The sequence below is a fragment of the Streptomyces rubellus genome (assembly GCF_036323805.1).
Taxonomy (GTDB): domain Bacteria; phylum Actinomycetota; class Actinomycetes; order Streptomycetales; family Streptomycetaceae; genus Streptomyces.
In genome coordinates this window covers 266,717-293,234 of the sequence record NZ_JAZDCX010000005.1, presented here as the reverse complement: position 1 = coordinate 293,234, position 26,518 = coordinate 266,717, and the positions used below count along the sequence as shown (strand labels likewise).

At 75.0% G+C, this 26,518-nt stretch carries 22 protein-coding genes; 15 read left to right on the top strand and 7 right to left on the bottom strand.

Annotation, left to right across the window (positions count from 1 at the left end):
- Nucleotides 1–110 precede the first annotated feature (110 nt).
- The gene (locus V1L54_RS08425; protein ID WP_330117262.1) at nucleotides 111–1,568 is read right to left on the bottom strand and encodes an SWIM zinc finger family protein; all 1,458 of its coding nucleotides are present in this window, start codon (nucleotides 1,566–1,568) and stop codon (nucleotides 111–113) included.
- A 235-nt stretch (nucleotides 1,569–1,803) separates the two neighbouring features.
- Here V1L54_RS08425 and V1L54_RS08420 point away from each other — a divergent pair, with 235 nt between their 5' ends.
- From V1L54_RS08420 to sucD, 5 genes are all read left to right on the top strand, one after another.
- Complete coding sequence (locus tag V1L54_RS08420; protein WP_330117261.1) at nucleotides 1,804–2,925, top strand: ATP-binding protein; 1,122 nt, start codon at nucleotides 1,804–1,806, stop codon at nucleotides 2,923–2,925.
- Nucleotides 2,922–5,333 (top strand): DUF5682 family protein, encoded by a 2,412-nt coding sequence (locus V1L54_RS08415; protein WP_330117260.1) that lies wholly within the window; start codon nucleotides 2,922–2,924, stop codon nucleotides 5,331–5,333. Before V1L54_RS08420 ends, V1L54_RS08415 begins: the two co-directional genes overlap by 4 nt.
- Complete coding sequence (locus V1L54_RS08410; RefSeq protein WP_330117259.1) at nucleotides 5,330–6,652, top strand: VWA domain-containing protein; 1,323 nt, start codon at nucleotides 5,330–5,332, stop codon at nucleotides 6,650–6,652. The genes V1L54_RS08415 and V1L54_RS08410 overlap by 4 nt, the downstream gene beginning before the upstream one ends.
- 422 nt (nucleotides 6,653–7,074) lie before the next feature.
- Nucleotides 7,075–8,247 carry an ADP-forming succinate--CoA ligase subunit beta gene (sucC, locus tag V1L54_RS08405; RefSeq protein WP_330117258.1) on the top strand — a complete coding sequence of 391 codons (1,173 nt, stop codon included), beginning with the start codon at nucleotides 7,075–7,077 and terminating at the stop codon, nucleotides 8,245–8,247.
- Nucleotides 8,248–8,272: 25 nt separating this feature from the next.
- Nucleotides 8,273–9,157, top strand: a complete 885-nt coding sequence (gene sucD, locus V1L54_RS08400) for a succinate--CoA ligase subunit alpha (protein ID WP_330117257.1) — start codon at nucleotides 8,273–8,275, stop codon at nucleotides 9,155–9,157.
- Nucleotides 9,158–9,261: 104 nt separating this feature from the next.
- On the opposite strand, the gene V1L54_RS08395 is transcribed toward sucD, so the two are convergent.
- Complete coding sequence (locus V1L54_RS08395) at nucleotides 9,262–10,239, bottom strand: RNA polymerase sigma factor (protein WP_330117256.1); 978 nt, start codon at nucleotides 10,237–10,239, stop codon at nucleotides 9,262–9,264.
- Nucleotides 10,240–10,398: 159 nt separating this feature from the next.
- On the opposite strand from V1L54_RS08395, the gene V1L54_RS08390 reads away from it, so the two are divergent.
- Entirely contained in the window at nucleotides 10,399–11,805 is a 1,407-nt protein-coding gene (locus V1L54_RS08390) for a cell division protein PerM (RefSeq protein ID WP_330117255.1), read from the top strand.
- An 88-nt stretch (nucleotides 11,806–11,893) separates the two neighbouring features.
- Here the strand turns inward: V1L54_RS08390 and V1L54_RS08385 are convergent, their stop codons facing one another.
- Nucleotides 11,894–12,832: a hypothetical protein gene (locus V1L54_RS08385; RefSeq protein WP_330117254.1), complete on the bottom strand. Its 939-nt coding sequence runs from the start codon at nucleotides 12,830–12,832 to the stop codon at nucleotides 11,894–11,896.
- A 260-nt stretch (nucleotides 12,833–13,092) separates the two neighbouring features.
- Between V1L54_RS08385 and purN the strand changes: the two genes are divergently transcribed.
- Entirely contained in the window at nucleotides 13,093–13,746 is a 654-nt protein-coding gene (gene purN, locus V1L54_RS08380; RefSeq protein ID WP_330117253.1) for a phosphoribosylglycinamide formyltransferase, read from the top strand.
- Nucleotides 13,739–15,316 (top strand): bifunctional phosphoribosylaminoimidazolecarboxamide formyltransferase/IMP cyclohydrolase, encoded by a 1,578-nt coding sequence (gene purH, locus V1L54_RS08375; RefSeq protein WP_330117252.1) that lies wholly within the window; start codon nucleotides 13,739–13,741, stop codon nucleotides 15,314–15,316. The genes purN and purH overlap by 8 nt, the downstream gene beginning before the upstream one ends.
- A 96-nt stretch (nucleotides 15,317–15,412) precedes the next feature.
- On the opposite strand, the gene V1L54_RS08370 is transcribed toward purH, so the two are convergent.
- Complete coding sequence (locus V1L54_RS08370) at nucleotides 15,413–15,958, bottom strand: hypothetical protein (protein ID WP_330117251.1); 546 nt, start codon at nucleotides 15,956–15,958, stop codon at nucleotides 15,413–15,415.
- 119 nt (nucleotides 15,959–16,077) lie between these two features.
- Complete coding sequence (locus V1L54_RS08365) at nucleotides 16,078–16,794, bottom strand: RDD family protein (RefSeq protein WP_330117250.1); 717 nt, start codon at nucleotides 16,792–16,794, stop codon at nucleotides 16,078–16,080.
- Between the two features lie 392 nt (nucleotides 16,795–17,186).
- Here V1L54_RS08365 and V1L54_RS08360 point away from each other — a divergent pair, with 392 nt between their 5' ends.
- The 7 genes from V1L54_RS08360 to V1L54_RS08330 all read left to right on the top strand — a co-directional run bounded on the left by V1L54_RS08360 (nucleotide 17,187) and on the right by V1L54_RS08330 (nucleotide 24,246).
- Nucleotides 17,187–18,056 carry a bifunctional methylenetetrahydrofolate dehydrogenase/methenyltetrahydrofolate cyclohydrolase gene (locus V1L54_RS08360; protein WP_330117249.1) on the top strand — a complete coding sequence of 290 codons (870 nt, stop codon included), beginning with the start codon at nucleotides 17,187–17,189 and terminating at the stop codon, nucleotides 18,054–18,056.
- Complete coding sequence (locus tag V1L54_RS08355; protein ID WP_443076537.1) at nucleotides 18,046–18,588, top strand: DUF3017 domain-containing protein; 543 nt, start codon at nucleotides 18,046–18,048, stop codon at nucleotides 18,586–18,588. Before V1L54_RS08360 ends, V1L54_RS08355 begins: the two co-directional genes overlap by 11 nt.
- Nucleotides 18,589–18,813: 225 nt before the next feature.
- Entirely contained in the window at nucleotides 18,814–19,743 is a 930-nt protein-coding gene (locus V1L54_RS08350) for a helix-turn-helix domain-containing protein (protein WP_330117248.1), read from the top strand.
- A 236-nt stretch (nucleotides 19,744–19,979) separates the two neighbouring features.
- On the top strand, nucleotides 19,980–20,969 hold the full coding sequence (locus tag V1L54_RS08345; protein ID WP_330117247.1) for a malate dehydrogenase: 990 nt from the start codon (nucleotides 19,980–19,982) through the stop codon (nucleotides 20,967–20,969).
- A gap of 185 nt (nucleotides 20,970–21,154) precedes the next feature.
- Nucleotides 21,155–22,927 (top strand): AbeC-like domain-containing protein, encoded by a 1,773-nt coding sequence (locus V1L54_RS08340; protein ID WP_330117246.1) that lies wholly within the window; start codon nucleotides 21,155–21,157, stop codon nucleotides 22,925–22,927.
- Nucleotides 22,914–23,294 carry a hypothetical protein gene (locus V1L54_RS08335; RefSeq protein WP_330117245.1) on the top strand — a complete coding sequence of 127 codons (381 nt, stop codon included), beginning with the start codon at nucleotides 22,914–22,916 and terminating at the stop codon, nucleotides 23,292–23,294. The genes V1L54_RS08340 and V1L54_RS08335 overlap by 14 nt, the downstream gene beginning before the upstream one ends.
- Nucleotides 23,295–23,316: 22 nt before the next feature.
- Nucleotides 23,317–24,246, top strand: coding sequence for a serine/threonine kinase C-terminal domain-containing protein (locus V1L54_RS08330; protein WP_330117244.1), 930 nt, complete (start codon nucleotides 23,317–23,319; stop codon nucleotides 24,244–24,246).
- A gap of 233 nt (nucleotides 24,247–24,479) precedes the next feature.
- On the opposite strand, the gene V1L54_RS08325 is transcribed toward V1L54_RS08330, so the two are convergent.
- On the bottom strand, nucleotides 24,480–24,983 hold the full coding sequence (locus V1L54_RS08325) for a carboxymuconolactone decarboxylase family protein (RefSeq protein ID WP_330117243.1): 504 nt from the start codon (nucleotides 24,981–24,983) through the stop codon (nucleotides 24,480–24,482).
- Nucleotides 24,984–25,072: 89 nt separating this feature from the next.
- The gene (rocD, locus tag V1L54_RS08320) at nucleotides 25,073–26,323 is read right to left on the bottom strand and encodes an ornithine--oxo-acid transaminase (protein ID WP_330117242.1); all 1,251 of its coding nucleotides are present in this window, start codon (nucleotides 26,321–26,323) and stop codon (nucleotides 25,073–25,075) included.
- Nucleotides 26,324–26,518: the final 195 nt, after the last annotated feature.

Below are 26,518 nucleotides of genomic sequence, written 5' to 3'. Positions count from 1 at the left end.
GCGCCGTACGGTCTCCACCGCGGCGGCGTCCAGCAGCGCCTCGACCGAGCCGCCGGGCGGAGTGCGCCGCTCGGCGCCCAGCAGCGCGGCGGCGACCAGTTCTGCCCAGTTCATGCCGTCCCTCCCAGGGGCTCCGCCGGGCCCAGCGGTATCGCGGCGCCCGGTGCCCGGCCCGAAGCGGTGTCGGCCGCGGTGCCGGTCCAGACCGTGTACGGGGTGAAGCCCAGGTGTCCGCACTCGCCGAAGACGGTGACCGGCTCGCCGCCGGAGACGGCGGCGAGCCGCCACATCCGGGAGCGCGTCGCCGCCGTCACCGGCACCGGCAGCGCGTCCTCGCCCTCGGCGTCGGCCAGCTGCCAGCCCTCCCCGGCCGGTACGGGCACCACATCCGCCAGGACCGCCGGCCGGCCGTCCAGCCAGGGGTCGTCGCACAGGGCCGCGCCGTAGGCGGCCAGCGCCCCGCGGACGGCCGTCCCCGGCGGCACGGCGTCGGGCTCCGGGGCCGTGTGGCGCCGGCCGAGGACGGCCCGCAGCGGCCGGGCGCCCGGGTAGAAGGCGAGCTCGGCGTCCAGCGCGGAGCCGACCGGCAGCATCGGATCCGGGGGCGCCTGCCCGGCCGCCCCGAACGACAGCAGCAGCGCCGTGCGCCCGCTCTCCCGGCCGTACAGCCAGACCCGGCGCGCCGTCACCCTCCCCTCCTCGGCCTCGTCCCGCCCGAGCACCAGCCACCGGTCGCGCACCAGCGCGTCGCGGTCGGCGAGGACCTCGGCGGTCTCCACGGTGAGCCCCACCCGGGAGCGCACCGTCGCGGCCAGCGGTCCGGGCAGTTCGTCCAGCCGCAGGACGGCCCGGTCGAGCAGGTGCAGCAGCGCGCACTCCGCCAGCAGCCGGGAGGGCCAGCCGGGGCCGGAGCCGGGGACGGCCCCCAGCTCCCGCACACGTGCGGCCAGCCCCGGCGCCTGGGCGTCCACCATGCGCGCGGCCGTCTCGTCCCAGCCGGCGTACCCCGACTGCTGCGCGCCCGCCAGCCCGCCGCGCAGCAGATCCGCCAGCCGCCGCTCCAGCTCGGTGGCGCCCGCCGCGATCCGCGCGGCCCGCCGCTCGGCGCGGTGCCGGGCCGCCGCCGGATCGGCGGGGCCCGCCGCCCGCTCCCCCTCGCGGACGGCGGCCGCCTCCTCCCGGGCCCGCTCCGCCCGCTGCCGGCGGCCCGAGAGCCAGGAACCGGCCCAGTCCGGCACCGCATCCGGCGTCTCCGGTACGCCTTCCCCGCCCTCGCCCGGCCCGTCCGCCGCCCACAGCAGAAGCAGCCCCAGCGCGTGCTTGCAGGGGAACTTCCGGCTGGGGCAGCTGCACCGGTACCCCGGCGCGGCCTCCCCGGCGAGGTCCACCACCGTCCGGTACGGACTGCTGCCGCTGCCCCTGCACTCCCCCCACACCGCCCCCTGCCCGGCCCCGGTGCCGGACCACGGACCGGGCGCGGCCAGCCTGGCGCCCGCCTTGCGGGACGCGGCGTCGGGCGCCAGCCCCAGCACCTGCTCCGCCGTCCAGCGGGTCTCCCCTGCGCTCAACTCCCCGCCTTTCACCACAGGGACGCGTGGTTCTCGCCGTCGTCCCGTACCCCGACGCCCTCGTCGCTCTCACAGACCGGAATCACAAGACGGCTCTCCGTGTGAAGCAGCATGTGATCGACCGTACGAGCCGCCACTGACAATCCGGTCCGGCCCGCTGCCGGGCCGGACCGGATTGTCAGTGGCGCCGTGCATCGTGGTGACGAACCGGAACGACCGCCTGCGAGGGGGAGACGTGCCCGACACCACCGGCACCACCGACAGCACCGGCAGCGCACCGGCCGCCCTGCGGCCCCACGCCGAGGACGCCTTCGCCGGGGAGCTGAGCGCCCTGGCCGCCGCCGACGACCGGCCGCGCCCGGAGCGGTGGCGGCTGTCGCCGTGGGCCGTGGCGACCTACCTGCTCGGCGGCACCCTGCCGGACGGCACGGTCATCAGCCCCAAGTACGTCGGGCCGCGCCGGATCGTCGAGGTGGCCGTCACCACCCTGGCCACCGACCGGGCCCTGCTGCTGCTCGGGGTGCCCGGCACCGCCAAGACCTGGGTCTCGGAGCATCTGGCGGCGGCCGTCAGCGGCGACTCCACGCTGCTGGTGCAGGGCACGGCGGGCACGGCGGAGGAGTCCGTCCGCTACGGCTGGAACTACGCGCAGCTGCTGACGCACGGCCCGAGCCGCGCGGCACTGGTGCCCAGCCCCGTCATGCGGGCCATGGCCGAGGGCAAGATCGCCCGGGTCGAGGAGCTGACCCGCATCCCGGCCGATGTGCAGGACACCCTGATCACCATCCTGTCGGAGAAGACGCTGCCGGTTCCGGAGCTGGGCGAGGAGGTCCAGGCCGTCCGCGGGTTCAGCCTGATCGCCACGGCCAACGACCGGGACAAGGGCGTCAACGAGCTCTCCAGCGCCCTGCGCCGCCGCTTCAACACCGTCGTGCTGCCGCTGCCCGAGACGGCCGAGGCGGAGGTGGACATCGTGACGCGGCGGGTGGAGCAGCTCGGCCGCTCGCTGGACCTGCCGGCCGTTCCCGACGGCGTCGACGAGATACGGCGGGTCGTCACGGTCTTCCGCGAGCTGCGGGACGGGATCACCACCGACGGCCGCACCAAGGTCAAGTCACCCTCCGGCACCCTGTCGACCGCCGAGGCCATCTCGGTGGTCACCGGCGGGCTGGCGCTGGCCGCCCACTTCGGCGACGGAGTGCTGCGCGCGGGTGACGTGGCCGCGGGCATCCTCGGCGCCGTCGTGCGCGACCCGGCCGCCGACCGGGTGATCTGGCAGGAGTACCTGGAGGCGGTCGTCCGCGAGCGCGAGGGCTGGAAGGACTTCTACCGCGCCTGCCGCGAGGTGAGCGCGTGACCGCGGCCGGCGCCGGCCCGGCGGGGCCGCTGCTGCTGGGCGTGCGCCACCACGGCCCGGGGTCGGCGCGGGCGGTCCTGGCGGCACTGGCGGCCCGTGCGCCGCGGGTGCTGCTGGTGGAGGGCCCGCCGGAGGCCGATGCCGTGGTGGCGCTGGCGGGGCACGAGGAGATGCGCCCGCCGGTGGCGCTGCTGGCCCATGTGGCGGACGAGCCGGGCCGGGCGGCGTTCTGGCCGCTGGCGGAGTTCTCCCCGGAGTGGGTGGCCATCCGCTGGGCGCTGGCGCACGGCGTGCCGGTGCGGTTCTTCGACCTGCCCGCGGCCCACTCGCTGGCGATGGACGACGGCGGTGACGGCGACGGTGAAGGAGACGGCGACGGGAACGGTGACGGGGGGCCGGCGGGGGAGGAGGCCCCGGGAGGCCGGGAGCTCCGCCTCGATCCGCTGCGGGTGCTCGCCGAGACGGCCGGCCACGACGACCCGGAGCGCTGGTGGGAGGACGTCGTGGAGCACCGCGGCGGCCACCACGGCGCTCACCGCGGGGAGACGGGACCGGCCGCCGATCCGTACGCGCCCTTCGCCGTCCTCACCGACGCCATGGCCGCCCTGCGCGAGGCGCACGGCGGCACCACCGGGGACGGCGGCCACCGGCGCGACGCGGTCCGCGAGGCCCATATGCGGCTGCGGCTGCGGGAGGCGCGCCGTGAGTTCGGCGACGACGGCGTCGCCGTCGTCTGCGGCGCCTGGCACGTGCCCGCGCTCACCGCGCGGACGACCGTCACCGCCGACCGGCAGCTGCTGAAGGGGCTGCCGAAGGCCAGGACGGAGATCACCTGGGTGCCCTGGACCCACGAGCGGCTCGCCCGGCGCAGCGGCTACGGCGCGGGGATCACCTCCCCCGGCTGGTACGGACATCTGTTCACCGCGCCCGACCGGCCCGTCGAGCGGTGGCTGACGAAGGTCGCCCGGCTGCTGCGCGCGGAGGACTTCGCCGTGTCCTCCGCGCACGTCATCGAGGCGGTACGGCTCGCGGACACCCTCGCCGCCCTGCGCGGCCGCCCGCTGCCCGGCCTGGGCGAGACGATCGACGCGACCCGGGCCGTGCTGTGCGAGGGCTCGGACGTGCCGCTCGCCCTCGTCCACGACCGGCTGACCGTCGGCGACGTCCTCGGCGAGGTGCCCGACGAGGCGCCGGCCGTGCCGCTCCAGCGCGATCTGGCCCGCCTCCAGCGGTCGCTGCGGCTGAAGCCCGAGGCACGCGAGCGGGAGCTGGAGCTCGATCTGCGCGAGGAGAACGCCGCCGCCCGCAGCAGACTGCTGCACCGGCTGCGGCTGCTCGGCGTCGACTGGGGCGAGCCGGCGGCGAGCCGCACCGGCGGCACCGGCACCTTCCGGGAGACCTGGCGGCTGTGCTGGCGGCCCGAGCTGTCGGTGCGGATCGCCGAGGCCGGGGTGTGGGGCACCACCGTGGCCGCCGCGGCCACCGCCCGGGCCGAGGCACTGGCCCGGGCGGCGGAGTCGCTGGTCGAGGTCACCGAGCTCGCCGAGCGCTGCCTGCCCGCCGGGCTGGGCGACGCCCTGCCCGTGGTGATGCGCGTCCTCGCCGACCGCGCCGCCCTCGACACCGATGTCGGCCATCTCGCCCAGGCCCTGCCCGCGCTGGTGCGCTCCGTCCGCTACGGCGACGTGCGCGGCACGGACGCCACCGCGCTGCGCGAGGTCGCCGAGGGGCTCGCCGAGCGGGTGTGCGTCGGGCTGCCGCCCGCCTGCGCCGGGCTCGACGCCGACGGCGCGGCCGAGCTGCGCGGCCATCTGGACGCCGCCCACCGGGCGATCGTCCTGCTGGAGCGGGCCGACCTGCTCACCCGCTGGCGGGCGGTGCTGCGCACCCTCGCCGGGCGTGACCGGGTCCCCGGGCTGCTGAGGGGCCGCTGCGCCCGGCTGCTGCTGGACGACGGCCGGCTCCCGGACGGCGAGGCGGCCCGGCTGATGGGCCTGGCCCTCTCCCCGGGCACCGCGCCCGGGGACGCCGCGGCCTGGGTCGAGGGCTTCCTGGCGGACGGCGGGATGCTGCTCGTCCACGACGAGCGGCTGCTGGCCCTGGTCGACACCTGGCTGTCCGGGATACCGGGGGAGGCGTTCACGGACGTGCTGCCGCTGCTGCGCCGGACGTTCGCCGCGTACGAGCCGGGGGTGCGGCGCACGGTCGGCGAGCTGGTCCGGCGCGGCCCGGCGGGGCCGGACGGCCGGGGCGGGCCGGGCGCGGACACCGGGGAGACGGCGCCCGGCTTCGGAGCGGGACTGGACGAGGCCCGGGCCGACGCCGTACTGCCGGCTCTGCGGCTGCTGCTGGGCCCGCTCCCCGCGGACGCCGCCGGTACGGAACGGGAGGCGGTGACCGTGCGATGAGCGGCCGGACCACGGCCCGGACCGTGCCGGACGGCGCGGCGGAGAGCGCCGACAGCACAGGCGGGACAGGCGGAGCAGGCGGGGCGGGCAGCCCGGACAGGACGGACGGCGCGGTGAACGGAGCGGTGGACGGCACGGCGCCCGAGGCGGCGGACGGCGCGGCGGACGAGCGGCTGCGCCGCTGGCGGCTGGTCCTCGGCGGCGGGGCGGACGCCGACGGCACCGGCTGCGCCCTGTCCGGCCGGGACGAGGCGATGGACCGCACCCTCGCCGCGCTGTACGGAGGCGGTGACGGCCCCGGGAGGGGCGACCGGAACTCCGGCGCGGGACGCCGGACGGCCGGACTGGGCGCGTCCGCACCCGGTGTGGCCCGCTGGCTGGGGGACATCCGCACCTACTTCCCCACCTCCGTCGTCCAGGTCATGCAGCGGGACGCCATCGACGGGCTCGGTCTGTCGGCGCTGCTGCTGGAGCCGGAGATGCTGGCGGCCGTCGAGCCGGACGTCCAGCTGGTCGGCACACTGCTCTCGCTCAACAGGGCGATGCCCGAGACCAGCCGGGAGACCGCCCGCGCGGTCGTCCGCAAGGTGGTGACGGAGTTGGAGAAGCGGCTCGCCACCCGCACCAGGGCGACTCTGACCGGCGCCCTCGACCGGTCCGCGCGGGTCCACCGCCCCCGGCACCGCGACATCGACTGGAACCGCACCATCCGGGCGAACCTGAAGAACTACCTGCCCGAGCACCGGACGGTCGTGCCCGAGCGGCTCATCGGCTACGGCCGCGCCTCCCGGGCGGTGAAGAAGGACGTCATCCTCTGCATCGACCAGTCCGGCTCGATGGCAGCCTCGGTCGTCTACGCCTCCGTCTTCGGCGCCGTGCTCGCCTCGATGCGCTCCCTCGCCACCCGGCTGGTCGTCTTCGACACCTCCGTCGTCGATCTCACCGACGAACTCGACGACCCGGTGGACGTGCTGTTCGGCACCCAGCTCGGCGGCGGCACCGACATCAACCGGGCGCTCGCCTACTGCCAGTCGAGGATCACCCGCCCGGCCGAGACCGTCGTCGTCCTCATCAGCGACCTCTACGAAGGAGGCATCCGCGACGAGATGCTCAAACGGGTCGCCGCGATGAAGGGCGCGGGCGTGCAGTTCGTCACACTGCTGGCCCTCTCGGACGAGGGCGCCCCCTCCTACGACCGGGAGCACGCCGCGGCCCTCGCCGCACTCGGCGCGCCCGCCTTCGCCTGCACTCCCGACCACTTCCCGGAGGTGATGGCGGCGGCCCTGGAGAAGCGCCCCCTGCCGGTACCGGAGGACTGACCCGGTGGCGGGGCGGGTGCGGGACGCGCCCGCCCCGCCATGCGCGCTCGCCGCGTCGGCCGGAAACCCGGACATGCCCGCAGCGGATGTCTCCGGCTGCCCCGTGGGCCGGGAGGGCCCCGACGGGCGGCGGGCCTGCGGCCGCCCCTCCCCGTCGCTCCGCGAGGCCGCTCCGTGAGCCCCCTCCGCACAGCCGTGCGGAGCGCGCGGAGAGAAGCCGCACATCCCGGCCGGGAGCGGAATGAGGCCCTCCGGCTGTGACCGTTGTCACCGAACAGGTGTGAGGTCGGATTTATGCGGGGCACACGGACGGGACTAACCTGCAAGGCGGACATGCCGCGCGCCCTCGCAGACGCCGCGGCCACGCGGCACGCCCACGCTGACAACGAACCGCGAAACCACTGACTAGGGGACGGACGCGCGTGGACCTGTTCGAGTACCAGGCGAGGGACCTCTTCGCCAAGCATGAGGTACCGGTGCTGGCCGGTGAAGTCATCGAGACGCCCGAGGCGGCGCGCGAGGTGACCGAGCGACTCGGCGGTCGCGCGGTTGTCAAGGCGCAGGTCAAGACCGGCGGCCGGGGCAAGGCGGGCGGTGTGAAACTGGCCTCCGACCCGGCGGACGCGGTGGAGAAGGCCCGTCAGATCCTCGGTATGGACATCAAGGGCCACACCGTCCACAAGGTGATGCTGGCCCAGACCGCGGACATCGCGGAGGAGTACTACGTCTCCTTCCTGCTGGACCGCGCCAACCGCACCTTCCTCGCCATGGCGTCCGTCGAGGGCGGTGTCGAGATCGAGGAGGTCGCGGCCACCAAGCCCGAGGCCCTGGCCAAGATCCCGGTCGACGCCGTCGAGGGCGTCACCGAGACCAAGGCCCGCGAGATCGTCGAGGCCGCGAGGTTCCCGGCCGAGATCGCCGACCAGGTGGTCGACGTCCTGCGTCGGCTGTGGGACGTCTTCGTCAAGGAGGACGCCCTCCTGGTCGAGGTGAACCCGCTGGTCAAGACCGGTGAGGGCAGGATCATCGCGCTGGACGGCAAGGTGTCCCTGGACGCCAACGCCGAGTTCCGCCAGCCGGACCACGCAGCCCTGGAGGACAAGGCCGCGGCCGACCCGCTGGAGGCCGCCGCCAAGGCCAAGGGCCTGAACTACGTCAAGCTCGACGGCCAGGTCGGCATCATCGGCAACGGCGCGGGCCTGGTCATGAGCACCCTGGACGTCGTGGCGTACGCCGGGGAGAACCACGGCGGCGTCAAGCCCGCCAACTTCCTCGACATCGGCGGCGGCGCCTCCGCCGAGGTGATGGCCAACGGCCTGGAGATCATCCTCGGCGACCCGGACGTGAAGTCCGTCTTCGTCAACGTCTTCGGCGGCATCACCGCCTGCGACGCCGTCGCCAACGGCATCGTCCAGGCCCTGAAGCTGCTGAAGGACAAGGGCGAGGACGTCACCAAGCCGCTGGTGGTGCGCCTCGACGGCAACAACGCGGAGCTGGGTCGCAAGATCCTGACCGACGCCGACCACCCGCTGGTGCAGCAGGTGGACACCATGGACGGTGCGGCCGAGCGGGCCGCCGAGCTGGCCGCCAAGTAACGAGGGACGAGGACACCGACACACCATGGCTATCTTCCTCACCAAGGAAAGCAAGGTCATCGTCCAGGGGATGACCGGCTCCGAGGGCCAGAAGCACACCCGGCGCATGCTGGCGTCCGGCACCAACATCGTCGGCGGGGTGAACCCGCGCAAGGCGGGCACCACGGTCGACTTCGACGGCACCGAAGTACCCGTCTTCGGCGGCGTCAAGGAGGCCATGGAGGCCACCGGCGCCGACGTCACCGTCGTCTTCGTCCCGGAGAAGTTCACCAAGGACGCGGTCAAGGAGGCCATCGACGCCGAGATCCCGCTCGCCGTGGTGATCACCGAGGGCATCGCCGTCCACGACACCGCCGAGTTCTGGGCCTACGCGGGCTCCAAGGGCAACAAGACCCGGATCATCGGCCCCAACTGCCCCGGCCTGATCACCCCCGGCCAGTCCAACGCGGGCATCATCCCGGCGGACATCACCAAGCCGGGCCGCATCGGCCTGGTCTCCAAGTCCGGCACGCTGACGTACCAGATGATGTACGAGCTGCGCGACATCGGCTTCTCGACCTGCGTGGGCATCGGCGGTGACCCGATCATCGGCACCACCCACATCGACGCCCTCGCCGCCTTCGAGGCCGACCCCGACACCGACCTGATCGTGATGATCGGCGAGATCGGCGGCGACGCCGAGGAGCGGGCCGCCGACTTCATCAAGGCCAACGTCACCAAGCCGGTCGTGGGCTACGTCGCGGGCTTCACCGCCCCGGAGGGCAAGACCATGGGCCACGCCGGCGCCATCGTCTCCGGCTCCTCCGGCACCGCCCAGGCGAAGAAGGAGGCCCTGGAGGCCGCGGGCGTGAAGGTCGGCAAGACCCCGTCCGAGACCGCCCGGCTGGCGCGCGAGGCGCTCGCCGGCTGACGGCCGTACCGCCGCCGCCCGTACGGCACCACCGGTTCCCGGTGCCGTACGGTCCGCACACCGCACGGCGCGGGCCCGCACCCTCCGGGGTGCGGGCCCGGGGCTCAGCCCGCGGTCCCGTTCTCCGGCTGCTCGGGGGAGTGCCCGGAGACGGCCGGTGACCGGTCCTCCGGCGGCGTGTACCCCACCGGTCCGGTGGCCGCGCTGAGCACCGCCGCGGCCACCAGCACCGAGGTGGCCGCGACCACCGCGCCCGTACGGCGCTGCGCCAGCCGTTCGCCGCCCTCCCGCGCGGTGCGGGCGGACGGGAGGGCGGGGACGGGCCACGCGGCGGCCAGCTCCTCCAGCAGCGCGCGGATGATCCGCCTCCGCCGCTCCGGCTCGACGCGCCGCAGGGCGGGCACGCACTCGCCCAGCGCCTCGCGCGCGTGCATCAGCCGCCCGGCCGCCGCCGCGGTGCTGGACTCGCTCTCGGCGGCCGTTTCCGCCGCGCCGAGCCCGAGGCCGTCGTGCAGGAGCAGGGTCCGGCGGTAGGAGGGCGGCAGCGCCAGCAGCGCCTCCGTCAGCGTCTCCAGCGCCTCCCGCGACAGCCCGTCCTTCCGGCCCTCCCCGCTCTCCCGGTCCTCCACGCTCTCCCGGTTCTCCCGGTCCTCTGCGGCCGGGAGGCGGGCGTTCGCGAGACGGTGGCGGGGGTCCAGCCGGTGCCAGGGCGAGAGGGCGTGGTCGTGTGCCGCCGCGCGCACCCAGCCGGCCGGGTTCCGGTCCACGGCGACCTCCGGCCACCGCTCCCAGGCCAGCCGGAACGCGTGGCGGACGGACCGTTCGGCCAGCCGCCGGTCACCGGTGAGCAGACAGACCTGCCGGAACAGCGGCTCCGCGTGCCGCGTGTAGAGCAGGTCGAAGGCATCGGCGGGCTCGCCCGGCGCCGCGGTGCCGGGCGGTGCCGGCTCCTCGCGCAGGGCTGTTTTCTCGCGTCCGGCCGCCTCCTCGCGTCCGGCCGCCTCCCCGGCCGGGGCGGGCGGACCGTCCTGCCGCTGCCCGGGGGCGGGGATGGAGACCTTCTCAGTCGTGCTGCCCGTCATGCCGGCGTCCTCCGCGGATCGTCATTGGCCATGCCGGTGTGAACGTCCTACCGGCGTACTGTGCGAAAAGCTCCATTGCGCATTGTGTGCAACACATCGACGTTTTATTCACTACCGGGGACGAACGGGGGAAGTTGGCAGCATGGCGGCGTGCATCCCATGGCCCGACACGGAACGACACCGTCCGCACACCGCCCCTCCGGTCCCCCCGGGCCCGGGCCGGACCGCCGTGCGCCCGACCGCCCCGCGGAGCGGCTCCTCGAGGGCGTGATGGCGGCCGGGCTGGGCCTGGCCGGGATCACCGTCGTCGTCCTGCTGCTGTGGACCACCTCGCCCTGCTCCGACGGCGGTCCCGGCGACGCCCTGCGCATCGCCGCCGATCTGTGGCTGATGGCACACGGTGCCCCCCTTGTCCGCGTTCAAACGCTCAGCGGCGCCCCCGCGCCCGTCGGCCTGACCCCGCTGCTGCTGTGCGCCGTCCCGCTGTGGCTGCTGTACCGCGCGGCGCGCGACGCGACGGCCGTGGCGGCCGGTGAACCGCACGGTGAACCGGCCGGTTCACCGGCGGACCGCACGGTGGTGGACGGGAGCCGGCCGTGGCGGGCGGCGGGCTGGGTCGTCACCGGGTACCTGCTGGTCGCGGCGGCGGCCACCGGCTACGCCTCCGCCGGTCCCCTCCGGGTCGATCCGCTGGGCGCCGCACCGCGCCTGCCCGCCGTGGTGGCCGCCGTGGCGGCGGCCGGGGCCTGGACGGGGCTGGGCCGCCCCATGGCCCTGCCCCGCCGGGCGCCCCGGTGCGCACGGCGCGTGCCGGCGCCGGTCCGGGCGCTCGGCCGGTTGTCCGGCCGGGCGCTCGGCGCCGTGGCGGCGGTGCTCACCCGGCCCGGAGCCGTCGCCGTACCGCGTGCCGCCGCCGCGGGCACCGCCGCGCTGTGCGCGGCGGGCGGGCTGCTGACGGCGGGCGCCCTGCTGTGGAGGACGGTGTCCGGCGACGGCGCGCAGCCGGCGGTGCTCCCCGAGACGGCCCCCGGCTGTGCGGGGCACGCCGCGCTCCTGCTGCTGTGCCTGGCCCTGGCGCCGAACGCGGCCGTCTGGGGCGCGTCGTACGGCCTCGGCCCCGGCTTCACACTCGGCGGGGGAAGCGAGGTGGGGCCGGGGGCCGTGACCGCCCTGCCCCGGCTGCCGGACTTCCCGCTGCTGGCCGCCCTGCCCGCCGAGGGTCCCGGCACCCCGCTGACCTGGGCGGTGGCGGGTGCGGTGCCGCTGGCTGCCGGAGTGGTGACGGCCCGGAGCGTGGCGCGCGCGGCCGTACCCGAGCGGGGGCGGCAGGTACTGGGCGGATGTGCGACCGCGTGCGCCGCCGTACTGGCCGCCTGCGGCTGCGGCGCGGCCATGGCGCTGCTGGCGGCCTGGTCGGGCGGGCCGCTGGGCAACCTGGCGCTGGCCCATCTGGGCCCGCACTGGTGGCTCACCGGCGCGGCCGCGCTGGGCTGGACCGCCGCCCTGGGGGTGCCGGGCGCGCTGGCCCTGCGGGCCCGGCGGCTGCGGCGCGGCCCGGCAGTATGACGTGCAGGCCCCGCTCCGCCCCGCTCCGCCCCGATCCTCGCCGCACGGCACCCGCCCGGCGGCGGAGGCGGGAGCGGGAGCGCGGGGATCAGTTCTGCTCGCCGAAGAGGGGGCGCAGCTCCTCGGGGAGGTGCCGCTCGCACGCCTCCCGGGAGGAGTTGGTGAGGGCGTCCTCCACACAGACGAAGTAGTCGCGGTAGACGAGCTGCACGGTGAACTGCGCCGCGATGATCGCCAGGGCGGCGACGCCCGCCACCAGGCCGCTGACCGCCACCGCCGTCTGCGGTCTGCCGCCGCGCCCGCCCGCCGGGTACGCGGACGCCGCAGCGGGCCCCGGACCGTTGCCGCCGGCCGCTCCGGCCACGTCCCCGGGCCGGGCGCCCCGGTCCGGGAAGCCCGGGGACACGTCCGCGCCCGCGGTGCCGCGCGGCTTGGTCCGCAGCGCGCTCACCCCCCAGTACACGGCCAGCGCGCCCAGCGGGGTCGCGAGCCACGGAATGCTGAAGAGGGCGAAGAAGAAGCCCCACATGCCGGCCAGCAGCGCGTACCGGGCCCGCCGCTGGGCCGGGTCGGACGGGTCCCAGCGCGGTCCGCCCGCCCCGCCGTTCCGGCCGCCGGGCTTCTCGGGACGGCCGCCCCCGCCGAAGTCGCCGCCCTGGCGGTGCGGCTGACGGCTGCTCCACCGGCTCCCCCAGTTCGGCGGGGAGCCCTCGGGACGGCTCCGCTCCCGCTCCCCGTCGCCGTTCCCGCCGTCGCCCTGCCCGGGGTCCTCCGGACCGGAGCCGTGCGGGCGGCGCGGGCGCCAGGGCTGCTCCGGCCGCCCCTCGGGCGGCGGGGCGAAGGGATTGTCGTCGGAGGAGCCCGAGGAACCGGAGGGGCCCGAGGAACCGCGGAGGCTGCGGGTGTCCCGGGTGTCCCGGCCGGCCGGTCCGGAGAAGGACCACCGCTTCCGGAGCAGGACCGAGACAGTCCCGGTCGTGGTGCCGGTCGAAGGTGCGAGGGCCGCACGGCGGCGTCGGTCCGTCATGTGGTCTGATTCTTCCCCTTGGTGTCGTCCCGGCCCGGTGCTGACGGCCCCGGTGCGGCGCGCCGCCGGATACCGGTGCGTAGCGCAGACGCTACCGGGCGGCCGTCCCCCCGTCCCGAGGGGGCTGCCCGGTGTGCCGGTATCGTTGCCGACGGTCGGCCGTGCCACAGGGTTCCCCGGGACGAACGCCCCCGTGAACCCGCACGACCGCACGGACGACCGCACACAGCCGCACCACCCATCCGAGAGAGAGCCCCGTCGTGGCTTCCGCTTCCCGATCCTCCGCCCCCCACTCCCCGGCCCGCCTCGTGGTGCTCGTGTCGGGTTCGGGAACGAACCTCCAGGCCCTGCTCGACACCGTGGCCGAACGGGGACCGGCCGGCTACGGCGCCGAGGTCGTCGCCGTCGGGGCCGACCGCGACGGCATCGCCGGGCTGGAGCGGGCCGAGCGCGCCGGGCTGCCGACGTTCGTGTGCCGGGTGCGGGACCACGACAGCCGGGCCGCCTGGGACCGGGCGCTGGCCGAGGCGGTGGCGGCGTACGAACCCGATCTGGTGGTGTCCGCCGGGTTCATGAAGATAGTGGGCGAGGAGTTCCTGGCCCGGTTCGGCGGGCGCTTCGTCAACACCCACCCCGCCCTGCTCCCCAGCTTTCCCGGCGCCCACGGGGTGCGTGACGCGCTCGCGTACGGCGTGAAGGTCACCGGGTGCACCGTCCACTTCGTCGACGACGGGGTCGACACCGGCCCGATCATCGCCCAGGGCGTGGTCGAGGTGCGGGATGAGGACGACGAGTCCGCCCTCCACGAGCGGATCAAGGAAGTCGAGCGACGGCTGCTCGTCGACACCGTGGGACGGCTCGCCCGCCACGGCTACCGCATTGAGGCAAGAAAGGTCATCCTCGGTCATGACTGAAGGCTCCGAGAGCACCGCGCCCACCCGGCGTCCCGTCCGCCGCGCGCTGATCAGCGTCTACGACAAGACGGGCCTGGAGGAGCTGGCCCGCGGTCTGGACGCGGCGGGCGTGCGGCTCGTCTCGACCGGCTCGACGGCCGCGCGGATCGCCGCGGCGGGCGTGGCGGTCACCCCGGTCGAGGAGCTGACCGGCTTCCCCGAGTGCCTGGACGGCCGGGTGAAGACCCTGCACCCGCGCGTCCACGCGGGCATCCTCGCCGACCTGCGGCTGGACGACCACCGCCGGCAGCTCCAGGAGCTGGAGGTGGAGCCCTTCGACCTCGTCGTCGTCAACCTCTACCCCTTCCGGCAGACCGTCGCCTCCGGCGCCTCCCCGGACGAGTGCGTGGAGCAGATCGACATCGGCGGCCCCTCGATGGTCCGCGCCGCCGCCAAGAACCACCCGTCCGTGGCCGTCGTCGTCAACCCCGGCCGGTACGGCGAGGTGCTGAAGGCCGTCGACGGGGGCGGGTTCGACCTGGCGGAGCGCAGGCGGCTGGCCGCCGAGGCGTTCGCGCACACCGCCGCGTACGACGTGGCCGTCGCCTCCTGGTTCGCGGGCGACTACGCCCCGGCCGACGACTCCGGCTTCCCCGAGTTCCTGGGCGCCTCCTACGAGCGCCGCAGCGTCCTGCGGTACGGCGAGAACCCGCACCAGCCCGCCGCCCTCTACAGCGACGGCAGCGGCGGTCTGGCCGAGGCCGAGCAGCTGCACGGCAAGGAGATGTCCTACAACAACTACACGGACACCGAGGCCGCGCGGCGGGCCGCGTACGACCACGCCGAGCCGTGCGTGGCGATCATCAAGCACGCCAACCCCTGCGGCATCGCCGTCGGCGCGGACGTCGCCGAGGCGCACCGCAGGGCCCACGCCTGCGACCCGCTGTCCGCCTTCGGCGGCGTGATCGCCGTCAACCGCCCGGTGTCGGTGGCCATGGCCGAGCAGGTCGCCGAGATCTTCACCGAGGTCGTCGTCGCGCCGGACTACGAGGACGGCGCAGTGGAGGTGCTCGCCCGCAAGAAGAACATCCGGGTGCTGCGCTGCCCCGGGGCGCCCGCCGCGCGCCTGGAGCACAAGCCGGTCGACGGCGGCGCGCTGCTCCAGGTCGTCGACCGCCTCCAGGCCGGCGGCGACGACCCGGCGAACTGGACCCTGGCCGCCGGCGAGGCGCTCGGCGAGGCGGAGCTGGCCGAGCTGGCCTTCGCATGGCGCGCCTGCCGGGCGGTGAAGTCCAACGCGATCCTGCTGGCCAAGGAGGGCGCCACGGTCGGCGTCGGCATGGGCCAGGTCAACCGGGTGGACTCCGCGAAGCTCGCCGTCCAGCGGGCCGGCGAGGAGCGGGCCCGCGGCTCGTACGCCGCCTCCGACGCGTTCTTCCCCTTCCCCGACGGGTTCCAGGTCCTGGCGGACGCCGGGGTGCGGGCCGTGGTCCAGCCGGGCGGCTCCGTCCGCGACGAGCAGGTGGTCGAGGCCGCGAAGGCGGCGGGCGTGACGATGTACCTCACCGGCACCCGGCACTTCTTCCACTGAGTCCACTGAGCCCACCGGGCCCGGCGGCCCGGTACGGCACCGGGCCCGGCGGCCCCGCACCGCGGGGACGCCGGGCCCGTGCGCCCGTGCGGGGATTCAGGCCTGCGGGCGGTTGAACCAGGCCGCCGACTCGGCCGAGGCCAGCAGCACCAGGCAGAAGACGCCCACGGCCATCCACAGCAGGCCGAGCGGGATGGCGGCGATGCCGATCAGGACGAGGACGGCGGCCCAGACGATGGCCCCGATCCGCAGCCCGCTGCCGCCCTGCGGGAACCTCGTGGCGAGCGCGATGCCGACGAGCGCGTGGAGCAGGAAGAAGCCGAACATCACGTAGTACACGCCGGTGTCGACGTTCAGCTCGCCGTAGGTCTCCTCCAGCGTGTTCTGCGAGGCCGCGAAGACGACGATGGCCAGCAGCGAGAACAGCGCCTGGATCCCGCCGGCGATGTAGAGGATCAGCCGGGCCGAGTTGACCTTGCCCGGCATCGTCCCGGGCGGCCCGCCCGGTGAGCCGTACGGGCCGGGCGGCGGTGCCAGCGGGTGCCCGGAGGACGGTCCGTCCGGCCCGTGGCCGGGAGGGTGGTCCGAGGGGCTGTCGTAGGGGTTCTTCCGGTACGGGTTGTTCGGGTCGGAGCTGCTCATGGCGGTCCTCCGGGCGTAGGGGGCGGCGGCCGGACGGCGAGGGCCGCGCCGCGGGTTGCCCCCCGCGGCGCGGCCCTCGGCGTGTGAGCCCGAGCGCGGTGCCCGTACGACGGGCCGCGCTACTTCTTGATGACCACCGTTCCCGCTGCCCGGTCGTGCCATCCCTGCAACTTGCCGCTGTTGTCGAAGAACGGCGACAGGTAGACCAGGATCGCGCCGATGTAGCAGAGGAACGCGCCGACCATGGGGATGATGTAGCGGATGAAGCTGCCGCCGACACCCGGCAGCCGGCCGTCGGCCTCCTTGACGACCTTCAGGCCGAGCGCCATCTTCCCGACGGTGGCGCCCTTGAAGGCGATCATCAGCCACTCGTAGACCAGCATCAGCACCGAGAGCACGGCGATCACGGCGAAGATCGCGGCGATGCCGCCGAGGGCCTGCTCGGCGTTGTCGTTGACGCACTGGTTGTAGCCGGGGTCGAGGGAGCTGCCGCAGTCCTCCAGGTCGGAGGAGAGGCCGATCACGCCGCCCAGTCCGGCGAAGAGGGCGATCCAGTACACCACGGTGATGATCAGACCGTCGACGAGGCGGGCCAGGAAGCGCTGACCCATCGTGGCGACCTTGACCGTGCCCAGGTAGGCGATGTTCAGGTAGCCGTTGTTCGCCTGGACGGTGCCGGGCGGGACGGGGTAGCCCCCGGCCGGGGGCTGCTGCGGGTAGCCGTAACCGCCCTGCGGAGGCACGCCCTGCTGCGGGTAGCCGTAACCGGGCTGCTGGGGCTGCTGGGGCTGCTGGTAGGGGTTCGGCTGGCCGCCGGGCGGCGGGGGGTAACTCATGAGCGGTTTCCTCCGAGCGGAAGAGTCGGGGACGATCAGGGCCGGTAGGGCGTCCCGGAGGACGCCCGGGGGCACACTTCGCCGTCCCAGCAGCCGCGCTGCGTGAGAGCCGGACCGTGCATGAGTGTGTCTCCCCCCGTTCGCCGTACCGCCGGCCTCGCGGCGGTGACGGCACGGCGCCTCATGGTGGTGGGCGGACGGGTGTACTGTCCAGCCAGGATCGGGGGATGTGGCGATTCCGCAACGCACCGGGAACGCTCCGCGGACCTGCGCGCACGCGGCGCCGCGGCCGTGTGGCGGCGTCGGCACGCTCCGTGGCGGACCGGCGGCCGCGGGCCCCGGCGGGCCGGGGCGATTGGAGACCGGCCCCCCGTATCCGGGAGGATGGGCCCATGACCGCCCAGATTCTCGACGGCAAGGCCACCGCAGCCGCGATCAAGTCCGAACTCACCGCCCGGGTCGAGGCCCTGAAGGCCCGCGGCGTCCAGCCCGGCCTGGGCACGCTCCTGGTCGGGGACGACGTGGGCAGCCAGAAGTACGTGGCGGGCAAGCACCGCGACTGCGCCCAGGTCGGCATCGCCTCCATCCAGCGCGAGCTGCCCGGCACCGCCGGGCAGGAGGAGATCGAGGCCGTCGTCCGCGAGCTGAACGAGGACCCCGCCTGCACCGGCTACATCGTGCAGCTCCCGCTGCCGCGCGGGGTGGACACCAACCGCGTCCTGGAGCTGATGGACCCGGCCAAGGACGCCGACGGACTGCACCCGACGAACCTCGGCCGGCTGGTGCTGAACGAGCCGGCGCCGCTGCCGTGCACACCCAACGGCATCATCGAGCTGCTCCGCCGGCACGGGGTGGAGATCAACGGGGCGAACGTGGCCGTCGTCGGCCGCGGCATCACCGTCGGCCGCTCCATCGGACTGCTGTTCACCCGCCGCACCGAGAACGCGACGGTGACCCTGTGCCACACCGGCACCCGTGACCTGGGCGCGCGGCTGCGCGAGGCGGACATCGTGGTGGCGGCGGCCGGTTCGCCGCACCTGGTGCTCCCCGAGTACGTCCGGCCGGGCGCGGCCGTGCTGGACGTGGGCGTCAGCCGGGACGCCACCGGGAAGATCGTCGGGGATGTCCACCCGGACGTCGCCGAGGTCGCCGGCTGGCTCTCCCCGAACCCGGGCGGCGTCGGCCCCATGACCCGGGCGATGCTGCTGGCGAACGTCGTCCGGGCCGCCGAGCGCGCCGTGGAGGCGGGCGGTGTCGGCTGAGGCCGGAAGCACCGGAAGCACCGGAAGCACCGGAAGCACCGGAAGCACCGGTGACGCCGTCTCCGCCGGGAACGACGGCGGCACGGCGGAGACGGCGGAGCACGACGGCATGGGGCGGCAGGCGGAGAAGGACGACGGGGCCCCGCGACGCCGCTCGCGGCGCTTCCCGCTGATCACCCGGGACACCGCCCGGCCCGAGGGCGGCGGACGGGCCGCCCCCGGGGACGCCCCCGCCCCCGCGCGGCAGTGGCCGCTGCTGTGCGTACTGGCCGGGGCGGCGGCCGGGCTGCTGGTGACCCTCGGCGACTTCCGCGCGGGCATCCTCACCATCGGCGCGGCCATGCTCCTCGGCGCCCTGCTGCGCTGGTCGGTGCCGTCGGTGGGGATGCTGGCGGTGCGCTCCCGCTTCACGGACGTGCTGACCTACGGTGTGCTGGGTGCCACGATCACACTGCTGGCGATGATGGCGCAGCCGAACCCCTGGCTGGAGATCCCTCTTCTGGAGGGCATCCTCCACTTCTCGATCCGGTAGCCGCCCGGACGGCGCCAGGGGGCGCTCTTCCGGCTGCGTGCGCCGGGGGAGCCCACCGCCGGGCCCACCGGTTTTCCGGTGGAGACGGGGCAGCCCGTGCGCGGTGGGACAATATTTCGGATTCACTCCGTGTGCCCCGCCGGGAACTGATGTCGCGGTCGCGCACATCCCCGTGGACGGGGGCAGGGACGGGGCACGGGCACACATGCACGAGGGGGGAGGCAGATGCCTCGCTGGAAGGCGTTGCCGCAGGAGCTGGATCCGCAGATCCGGGAGTTCACCGGGCAGCTCAGGCGCCTGGTCGACCGCTCCGGGCTGAGCGTGGTCGCGGTCGCCGACCGCACCGGCTACAGCAAGACGTCCTGGGAGCGCTATCTGGACGGCCGCCTGCTGCCTCCCCGTCGCGCGATCCAGGAGTTCGCCGAGGTGACCGGTACCGACATACGGCACCTCGGCACGCTGTGGGAGCTGGCGGAACGGGCCTGGAGCCGTGCCGAACTGCGGCACGACGAGACCATGGAGGCCGTCCGGGTGGCGCAGGCGCGTGCCGCGCTGGGGGAGGAGCCGCCCGGCGAGGAGCGGCCCGAGCGGGCGCCGCCCCCGGACCCCGGCGGGCAGCGGTCCGACGACCCGCCGGGCCCGGCCGGCCCGCCGTCCCCGGCCCGCCGCCCGCTCGGGCCGCTCCTCGCCGGAGCGGCGAGCGCACTGGTGCTGGTGGCCACCGGCGCGTTCGTCCTCTCCCTGCGCGGGGAGGGAGAGGGGGCCGCCGCCCCGTCGGCGACCTCCTCCCCGAGCGCGTCGGCGCCGGCCCCGCCCGAGGGCGTGGAGTGCGACGGACCGGACTGCACCGGCCGGGACCCGGAGGCCATGGGCTGCGGCGGACGGCACGCCGAGACCGTCGCGGACGCCATGCTGGGCGAGACGTACGTCGAGGTCCGGTACAGCGAGGTGTGCCGGGCGGCCTGGGCCCGGGCCAGTGGCGCCGGCCCCGGGGACACGCTGCGGATAACCGCGGCGGAGGCGGCGGAGCGCGGCGAGGTGGGCGAGTCCGGCGAGGCGTACACCCCGATGGTCGCCGCCGCGGACCCCAAGGCGCCGTCGGCCTGCCTGGTGACCCCGGAGGGCACCGAGAGGTGCACGGCCGGTGCACGGTGACCGGCGCGCGGACGGAGCGGCCGGCCGGAGGCGGGCCGCGGGTGGCGTGACACCGGGAAACCCGGGTATGCGCTCCGCCGCCCCCCATGGGTACGGCGCCATCCCGAGCAGCCGCCCGCCGCCCCGCGCGGGCGGCTGCAGCCGTGCCGGGGCCGTCGGATAGCCTGACACCAGGTCTCTTGATGTAGAGATATGTTGGAGACCCAGCCGCCACCGTCAGGTATACGGAGATCGCCATGACCCGCACTCCCGTCAATGTCACCGTCACCGGCGCCGCCGGCCAGATCGGCTACGCGCTGCTGTTCCGCATCGCCTCGGGCCACCTCCTCGGCGCGGACGTGCCGGTGGCGCTGCGCCTCCTGGAGATCCCCCAGGGGGTGAAGGCCGCCGAGGGCACCGCCATGGAGCTGGACGACTGCGCCTTCCCGCTGCTCAAGGGCATCGAGATCACCGACGACCCGAACGTCGCCTTCGACGGCGCCGGCGTCGCGCTGCTCGTCGGCGCCCGCCCGCGCACCAAGGGCATGGAGCGCGGCGACCTGCTGGAGGCCAACGGCGGGATCTTCAAGCCGCAGGGCAGGGCCATCAACGACCACGCCGCGGACGACGTGAAGGTCCTGGTCGTCGGCAACCCGGCCAACACCAACGCCCTGATCGCCCAGGCCGCCGCCCCGGACGTACCGGCCGAGCGGTTCACCGCGATGACCCGCCTGGACCACAACCGGGCGCTGTCGCAGCTCGCCAAGAAGACCGGCGCCCCGGTGGACGAGATCCGCCGGCTGACGATCTGGGGCAACCACTCCGCCACCCAGTACCCGGACATCTTCCACGCCGAGATCGCGGGCCGGAACGCCGCCGAGGCCGTGGGCGACGAGAAGTGGCTGGCGGAGGAGTTCATCCCGACCGTCGCCAAGCGCGGCGCCGCCATCATCGAGGCCCGCGGCGCCTCCTCGGCCGCCTCGGCCGCCAACGCCGCCATCGACCACGTCCACACCTGGGTCAACGGCACCCCCGAGGGCGACTGGACCTCCATGGCCGTTCCCTCCGACGGCTCCTACGGTGTCCCGGAGGGCCTGATCTCCTCCTTCCCCGTCACCTGCGCGGGCGGCAAGTACGAGATCGTGCAGGGTCTGGAGATCAACGACTTCTCCCGGCCGCGCATCGACGCCTCCGTGCGGGAGCTGGAGGAGGAGCGCGAGGCCGTCCGCGGTCTCGGCCTCCTCTGACGGCCCTCCGGCCCGAACTCCGTCCGGCCCCCGGACACCGCCCCGGTGTCCGGGGGCCGGGGCATGTCACGCGACGGCCCCAATGGGCCGATTCGGGTGACGGACAGCGTCGGCACTCCTACCCTGGGTCGATATTCGATGCCAACTTCCCTCCTTCGAGAGGAAGTTCGACCACGGGGGGAAGCGTGCCGCCCCAGCACACCGCGACCGTACCGGCCCAGCCGTCTCCCGCCGCCCGTACCGGACCGCCGCCCGATCCCGCGTACCGCAGCGAGGCCACCCGGCTGCTGTGCGCGGGCACCTATCTGGACGCGGACTTCCGGGACGCCGTCATCGACGAGCTCTACGTCCACGAGGAGCGCGTCACCGCCCCCTCCTCCGGCACCGACACCGCCCGGGTGCTCGCCCACGCGCTGCGCGCCCGCCGGCTGGAGGCGGGGTGGGCCGGGGCCGTCCTGCTCCTGTGTGTGCTGGGAGTGGTGCTGGGCGGCTACGCCTTCGCGCTGTTCCTGGTGCCGTGTGTGCTGCTGACGCTGGCGGCCCGGCTCCGCGGCGGTGTCCCGGGCCCCTTCCGCACCGACCATCCCGGCAGCCACGGTGTCTCCCGGCTCCGCCGGCTGGTCGCCGGCTACCTGCGTCTGACGGGCTGGTGGCTCATGGCGCTCTACCTGATGACGGTACTCGCCGCCGCCTCCGGCGGCGACGGGCGGGGAGCGGGATACGAGCCGGGGTACGAGGACTACGGGAGCACCTCGCAGAGCGGTGACCTGTCCGTCCCGGAGATCGGGACCGGCGCGGCCTGGGCGGTGCTTCTGATCCCACCGGTCCTGGTGGTGTGCGTCGCCCTCCACCGCAGGCAGGTCGCCGCGGTGCTCGGCGGCGACCTGCGCCCGGACGTCTTCGCCGCCGCGGACCGCGCGGACGAGGCCGAGCGGACGGCGGGACGGCGCTTCGCGCGGATCGCCGCGCTGATCAGGCGTGAACAGCACTCGCCGCTGGTCCTCTACCACCTCCAGCACCCCTTCCTCGGCGCGGGCACCCCCCAGGAGGCATGGACCCTCGCCGTGGAACTGCGCCCTCGGGCCGACAGGAAGCAGACCCCGCTCGACAACCGGGAGATCCTGCGGCGGATCGAACCGCTGGTGCGGGCGCTCGCCGTCCCGGCGGGCGGGGACGGCGAGCGGGCGGACCGGGTGCGCGACCGGCTGCGCCGGCTGGAGATCGACGAGTGCGTCTTCGTGCCGGTCACCGGGCTGCCCCTGCGCTCGGCGGCCCCCCTGGAGCCCCGCCACTTCCGGGCCGAGCGGGAGCGTGCGGTGGAGGAGGGCGGGGAGCACCGCAGGCACTTCCTGCGGATCCGGGTCGGGGCCTGGGAGCAGGAGGTGGTCACCACGGTCTTCGTCCGCGTCCACACCCAGGGGCGGCTGCTGGTGCTGGAGATCGCGCCGCATGTGCTGCGGCCGGTGAAGCCCGACTTCCACACCGCGGACCGGGTGGCCGAGACGTACCGCCGCACCGGCCCGGCCGGCCTGGTGCTCTGGGCGCTGGGCCGGACACCGGCCTTCACCGTCCACTCCCTCCTCCACACCGCCCGCGGCGTCCTCCTCCTGTGGCGGATGTGGACCGGCGGCAACGCGGCGGCCCCGGCGGACGGCCCCTGGTGCTCCGTACGCGAGCTCGGTGGTGACCAGGAGGCGTCCACCTTCCAGGAGATGGACGTCAGCCGCTATCTGAAGTCCATCCAGGACCGGGTGGCCAACGGAGTGCGGGAGGCGCTCGACGCGGCGGGCTGGCAGAGCGGCGAGTTCGCCCAGCAGGTCGTCAACGTCAGCGGCGTGTACGTCGGTTCGGCCGAGAACAGCGCCATCGCCGTGGGCAGCCACATCGACCTGCTGAACAAGCACACGGCACCGGCGGCAACAGCGACGGCAACGGGAGGCAGTGATGGGGACGACTGACGGCGGCACCGGCACCGGCAGTGGCGGTACGTACATCGGGAGCGCGAGCAACAGCGCCATTTCGGTCGGCGACAACAACAAGGTGAGCAACGAGGTCGTCTCCGCACCGGTGGACGGCGGCCACCGGGAGCTGCTCCGGGCGGTGCGCGAGCTGCGGGAGGACCTGGCACGGCTCGTGGTGACCCCCGAGACCCGCGCCCTTCGGGAGGAACTGGACGGCGCCGAGGAGGAGATCCGCAGCACCGGGCAGGCCGGAGCCACCCGGCGGGAGAGCCTGCGGCGGCGGTTCCAGGACGCCGCCACCGCCGTGGGGGCCCTGGCCTCCGGCGCCGCCCTCGGTCAGGCGCTGGCCGCGCTGGGCGGCTGAGGCACCGGGAACGGGAGGACACATGGACAGCAGCACCGACACCCGCACCGGCCCGGAGCACACCGAGCCGTACTGGGACGAGGACGCCGCGCGCTGGGTGACGGGCGCCCCGGTCCCGGCCCCGCTCCGGCCCCACCAGTGGCGGCTGCCGAGCCAGGTGTGGCCCCTGCCCCCCGACCACGCCCGTACGGTGGCCGCCGTGGCCGCCGCGGCGGTGCTGGTCACCGGCGGCGGTGTCGGCTGGGCGCTGTGGGGCGGGGACGGCGGAACGGAACGGACACCGGGCGCGGACACCGCCCCGGTGGGCGGCGGCACGCCGGAGGACGGGTTCCCGCTCTCCTCGCCGCCCCCCGCCACGCCGTCCGATCCCTCCGCCGACTCCTCCGGCCCCTTCTCGGACGCCGTCCCCTCCGAACCGGCCGCGTCCCCGGAAGGGCCGCCGGAGGGGATGCGGCGAGTGCGGGACGCGGCGGGCTTCACCCTCGACGTGCCCGAGGGGTGGGAGCGCAGCGAGAACGAGCAGGGCGTCTTCTACACCTCGCCCGACGGGGTGAGCCTCATCCAGGTGTTCTCCCTCACCGAGGTGGGGCAGACGCCGCGCGAGGCACTGGAGACGGCGAAGGAAGGCGTCTCCGCCAATCCCGGCTACGAGCTGATCCGGCTGGAGGAGACGGGACCGGACGCCGCGGAGCTGGAGTACGCCTACGACAGCGAGGAGGCCGGCGGGCGGCGCCGGGTGGTCGACCGGGCGTTCGAGGCCGCCGACGGTGTGCAGTACGCGGTGCTGGTCGCCGGCCCCGCCGACGACTGGCCCACCTACCGGAGGCTGCACCGGGACGTGCTGGCCGCCTTCTGCCCCGAGGACTTCTGCCCGGCGGGCCCCACCGGCCCCGCCGGTCCCGCGGCCTCCGCCGACCCCACCGACGCGGGCCTGTTCGGCGGGACCGGCTGACCCGGGCCGGTGCCGGTGCGCCGCCGCACCGGCACCGGCCCGGTCCCCGGCTCACTCCCGTACGAGCGCCGAGGTGTCGATCCCCAGACCGAACGGTCCGGGAAGCGCGAGCTTCTCGCCGAACAGCACCCGGTGCTCCACCCGGTACCGGCCCGCCCCGCCCCGCCGGGCTCGGCGAACACCGTCGCGCTCCCCGCCCGGTCGGCCGGTTCCCGCCGGAGGCGGGGAGGCGGCTACCGCCCGCCGCCGTCCCTGAGGGAGGCGGGGAGCGCGCGGGTGGTCACCTGGAAGCGGTTCCAGGCGTTGATGGCGATGATCTGGGCGATCAGACGGGCCAGCTCGTCCTCGTCGAAGTGCTCCGCCGCCCGCTCGTACACCTCGTCCGGGACGAAGTGCCCCTGCGGGGTGCCGCCGTCCAGCGAGGTGATCGCCTCGGTGAGGGCGAGCGCCGCCTGCTCCTTCTCGGTGTAGAGGCCGGGCGACTCGTCCCAGGCGTCGAGCAGGTCCAGCCGCAGCTGGGACTCGCCCGCCTTCCGGGCCTCGGTCAGGTGCATGTCGAGGCAGAACGCGCACTTGTTGAGCTGGGAGGCCCGGATCTTCACCAGTTCGGCGATCACCGGGTCCAGCCCCTCGGCCGCGGCGGCCTGGAAGGCCGACATCCCCTTGTAGACCTCGGGTGCGACCTTCCAGAGGTCCATGCGCGGGCCGTGTCCGGGAGTGTTCCGATCATTCGTCATGAGGCTGAGCATAGAGGGGTGTTGGTCCACGGGCACGGGCGTTTCCGTACCGGAGCCGCGGGCCGTTCCGGCGGTGATCCGCCGCCCCGTCAGCCGTCCAGCAGCACCGCGCGGAGCTGCTCCAGCCCCCAGTCCAGGTCCTCCTCACAGATCACCAGCGGTGGCGCGATGCGGATGGTCGACCCGTGGGTGTCCTTGACCAGCACGCCCCGCTCCAGCAGCCGCTCGGAGATCTCCCGGCCCGTGCCCAGGGCCGGGTCGACGTCCACTCCCGCCCACAGCCCCCGGCCGCGTACCGCCCGCACCGCGCCGTCGTCCGTCAGCGTGTCCAGCGCGCGGTGCAGGCGGTCGCCCAGCTCCGCGGCCCGCCGCTGGTACTCGCCGGTGCGCAGCATGGCGATCACCTCCAGCGCCACCGCGCAGGCCAGCGGGTTGCCGCCGAACGTCGAGCCGTGTTCGCCGGGCCGGAAGACGCCCAGCACCTCCGCCGAGGAGACCACCGCCGACACCGGCACGATGCCGCCGCCGAGCGCCTTGCCGAGCACGTAGACGTCCGGGACGACGCCCTCGTGCTCGCAGGCGAAGGTCCGCCCGGTGCGGCCCAGGCCCGACTGGATCTCGTCCGCCATGAACAGCACGTCCCGTTCCCGGGTCAGCTCGCGCACCCCTGCCAGATAGCCCGGTGGCGGCACCAGCACCCCCGCCTCGCCCTGGATCGGCTCCAGCAGCACGGCCACGGTGTCGTCGCCGTTCGCGTCGAGCACGGCCTCCAGTGCCGCCAGGTCGCCGTAGGGGACGATGTCGAAGCCCGGGGTGTAGGGGGCGTAGTCGGCGCGGGCCTCGGGGTCGGTGGAGAAGCTGACGATCGTGGTGGTGCGGCCGTGGAAGTTGTTCTCCGCGACGACGATCCTGGCCCGTCCCTCGGGTACTCCCCTGACCCGGTAGCCCCACTTGCGGGCCGTCTTGACCGCGGTCTCCACGGCCTCCGCTCCGGTGTTCATCGGCAGGACGGTCTCCATGCCGCACAGTCCGGCCAGCTCGGCGCAGAAGGCCGCGAAGCGGTCGTGGTGGAAGGCGCGGGAGGTGAGGGTGAGCCTCTCCAACTGCTCCCGGGCGGCCGCCAGCAGCCGGGGGTGGCCATGGCCGAAGTTGAGCGCCGAGTAGCCGGCGAGCAGGTCGAGGTGGCGCCGGCCGGTGACGTCGGTCAGCCACGCCCCCCGCCCGGAGGCGATGACGACCGGCAGGGGGCGGTAGTTGTGCGCGCTGTGCGCGTCGGCGGCGGTGATCAGTTCCGCGGGGTCCGCGGCGGGTTCTGCCGGGAGTTCCGCTGGGGCAGCCATGGCAACGCTCCGGTTCGGTTCGGCGGTCGGTTCTGCGGTCGGTTCGGCGCAGCGGCGTCGGCACCGGCGATCGTGCGGTGGCAGCCGCGTGTGACGCCTGTCTCTATGGTCGTACGCCCGCCTTCCCCGGAAACCCTCCCGGCTCTTCCTGCCGGGATTCTCCCGCCCCTCACCTGGGGTTCTCCGCCGCGCGCC

What these genes read in the sequence shown, in the direction of transcription:
- V1L54_RS08410 (WP_330117259.1), top strand. Translation starts at nt 5,330, where the DNA reads ATGAGCGGCCGGACCACGGCCCGGACCGTGCCGGACGGCGCGGCGGAG.
- sucD (WP_330117257.1), top strand. Translation starts at nt 8,273, where the DNA reads ATGGCTATCTTCCTCACCAAGGAAAGCAAGGTCATCGTCCAGGGGATG.
- V1L54_RS08395 (WP_330117256.1), bottom strand. Translation starts at nt 10,239, where the DNA reads ATGACGGGCAGCACGACTGAGAAGGTCTCCATCCCCGCCCCCGGGCAG.
- V1L54_RS08390 (WP_330117255.1), top strand. Translation starts at nt 10,399, where the DNA reads ATGGCCCGACACGGAACGACACCGTCCGCACACCGCCCCTCCGGTCCC.
- V1L54_RS08385 (WP_330117254.1), bottom strand. Translation starts at nt 12,832, where the DNA reads ATGACGGACCGACGCCGCCGTGCGGCCCTCGCACCTTCGACCGGCACC.
- purH (WP_330117252.1), top strand. Translation starts at nt 13,739, where the DNA reads ATGACTGAAGGCTCCGAGAGCACCGCGCCCACCCGGCGTCCCGTCCGC.
- V1L54_RS08370 (WP_330117251.1), bottom strand. Translation starts at nt 15,958, where the DNA reads ATGAGCAGCTCCGACCCGAACAACCCGTACCGGAAGAACCCCTACGAC.
- V1L54_RS08365 (WP_330117250.1), bottom strand. Translation starts at nt 16,794, where the DNA reads ATGAGTTACCCCCCGCCGCCCGGCGGCCAGCCGAACCCCTACCAGCAG.
- V1L54_RS08360 (WP_330117249.1), top strand. Translation starts at nt 17,187, where the DNA reads ATGACCGCCCAGATTCTCGACGGCAAGGCCACCGCAGCCGCGATCAAG.
- V1L54_RS08350 (WP_330117248.1), top strand. Translation starts at nt 18,814, where the DNA reads ATGCCTCGCTGGAAGGCGTTGCCGCAGGAGCTGGATCCGCAGATCCGG.
- V1L54_RS08345 (WP_330117247.1), top strand. Translation starts at nt 19,980, where the DNA reads ATGACCCGCACTCCCGTCAATGTCACCGTCACCGGCGCCGCCGGCCAG.
- V1L54_RS08335 (WP_330117245.1), top strand. Translation starts at nt 22,914, where the DNA reads ATGGGGACGACTGACGGCGGCACCGGCACCGGCAGTGGCGGTACGTAC.
- V1L54_RS08330 (WP_330117244.1), top strand. Translation starts at nt 23,317, where the DNA reads ATGGACAGCAGCACCGACACCCGCACCGGCCCGGAGCACACCGAGCCG.
- V1L54_RS08325 (WP_330117243.1), bottom strand. Translation starts at nt 24,983, where the DNA reads ATGACGAATGATCGGAACACTCCCGGACACGGCCCGCGCATGGACCTC.
- rocD (WP_330117242.1), bottom strand. Translation starts at nt 26,323, where the DNA reads ATGGCTGCCCCAGCGGAACTCCCGGCAGAACCCGCCGCGGACCCCGCG.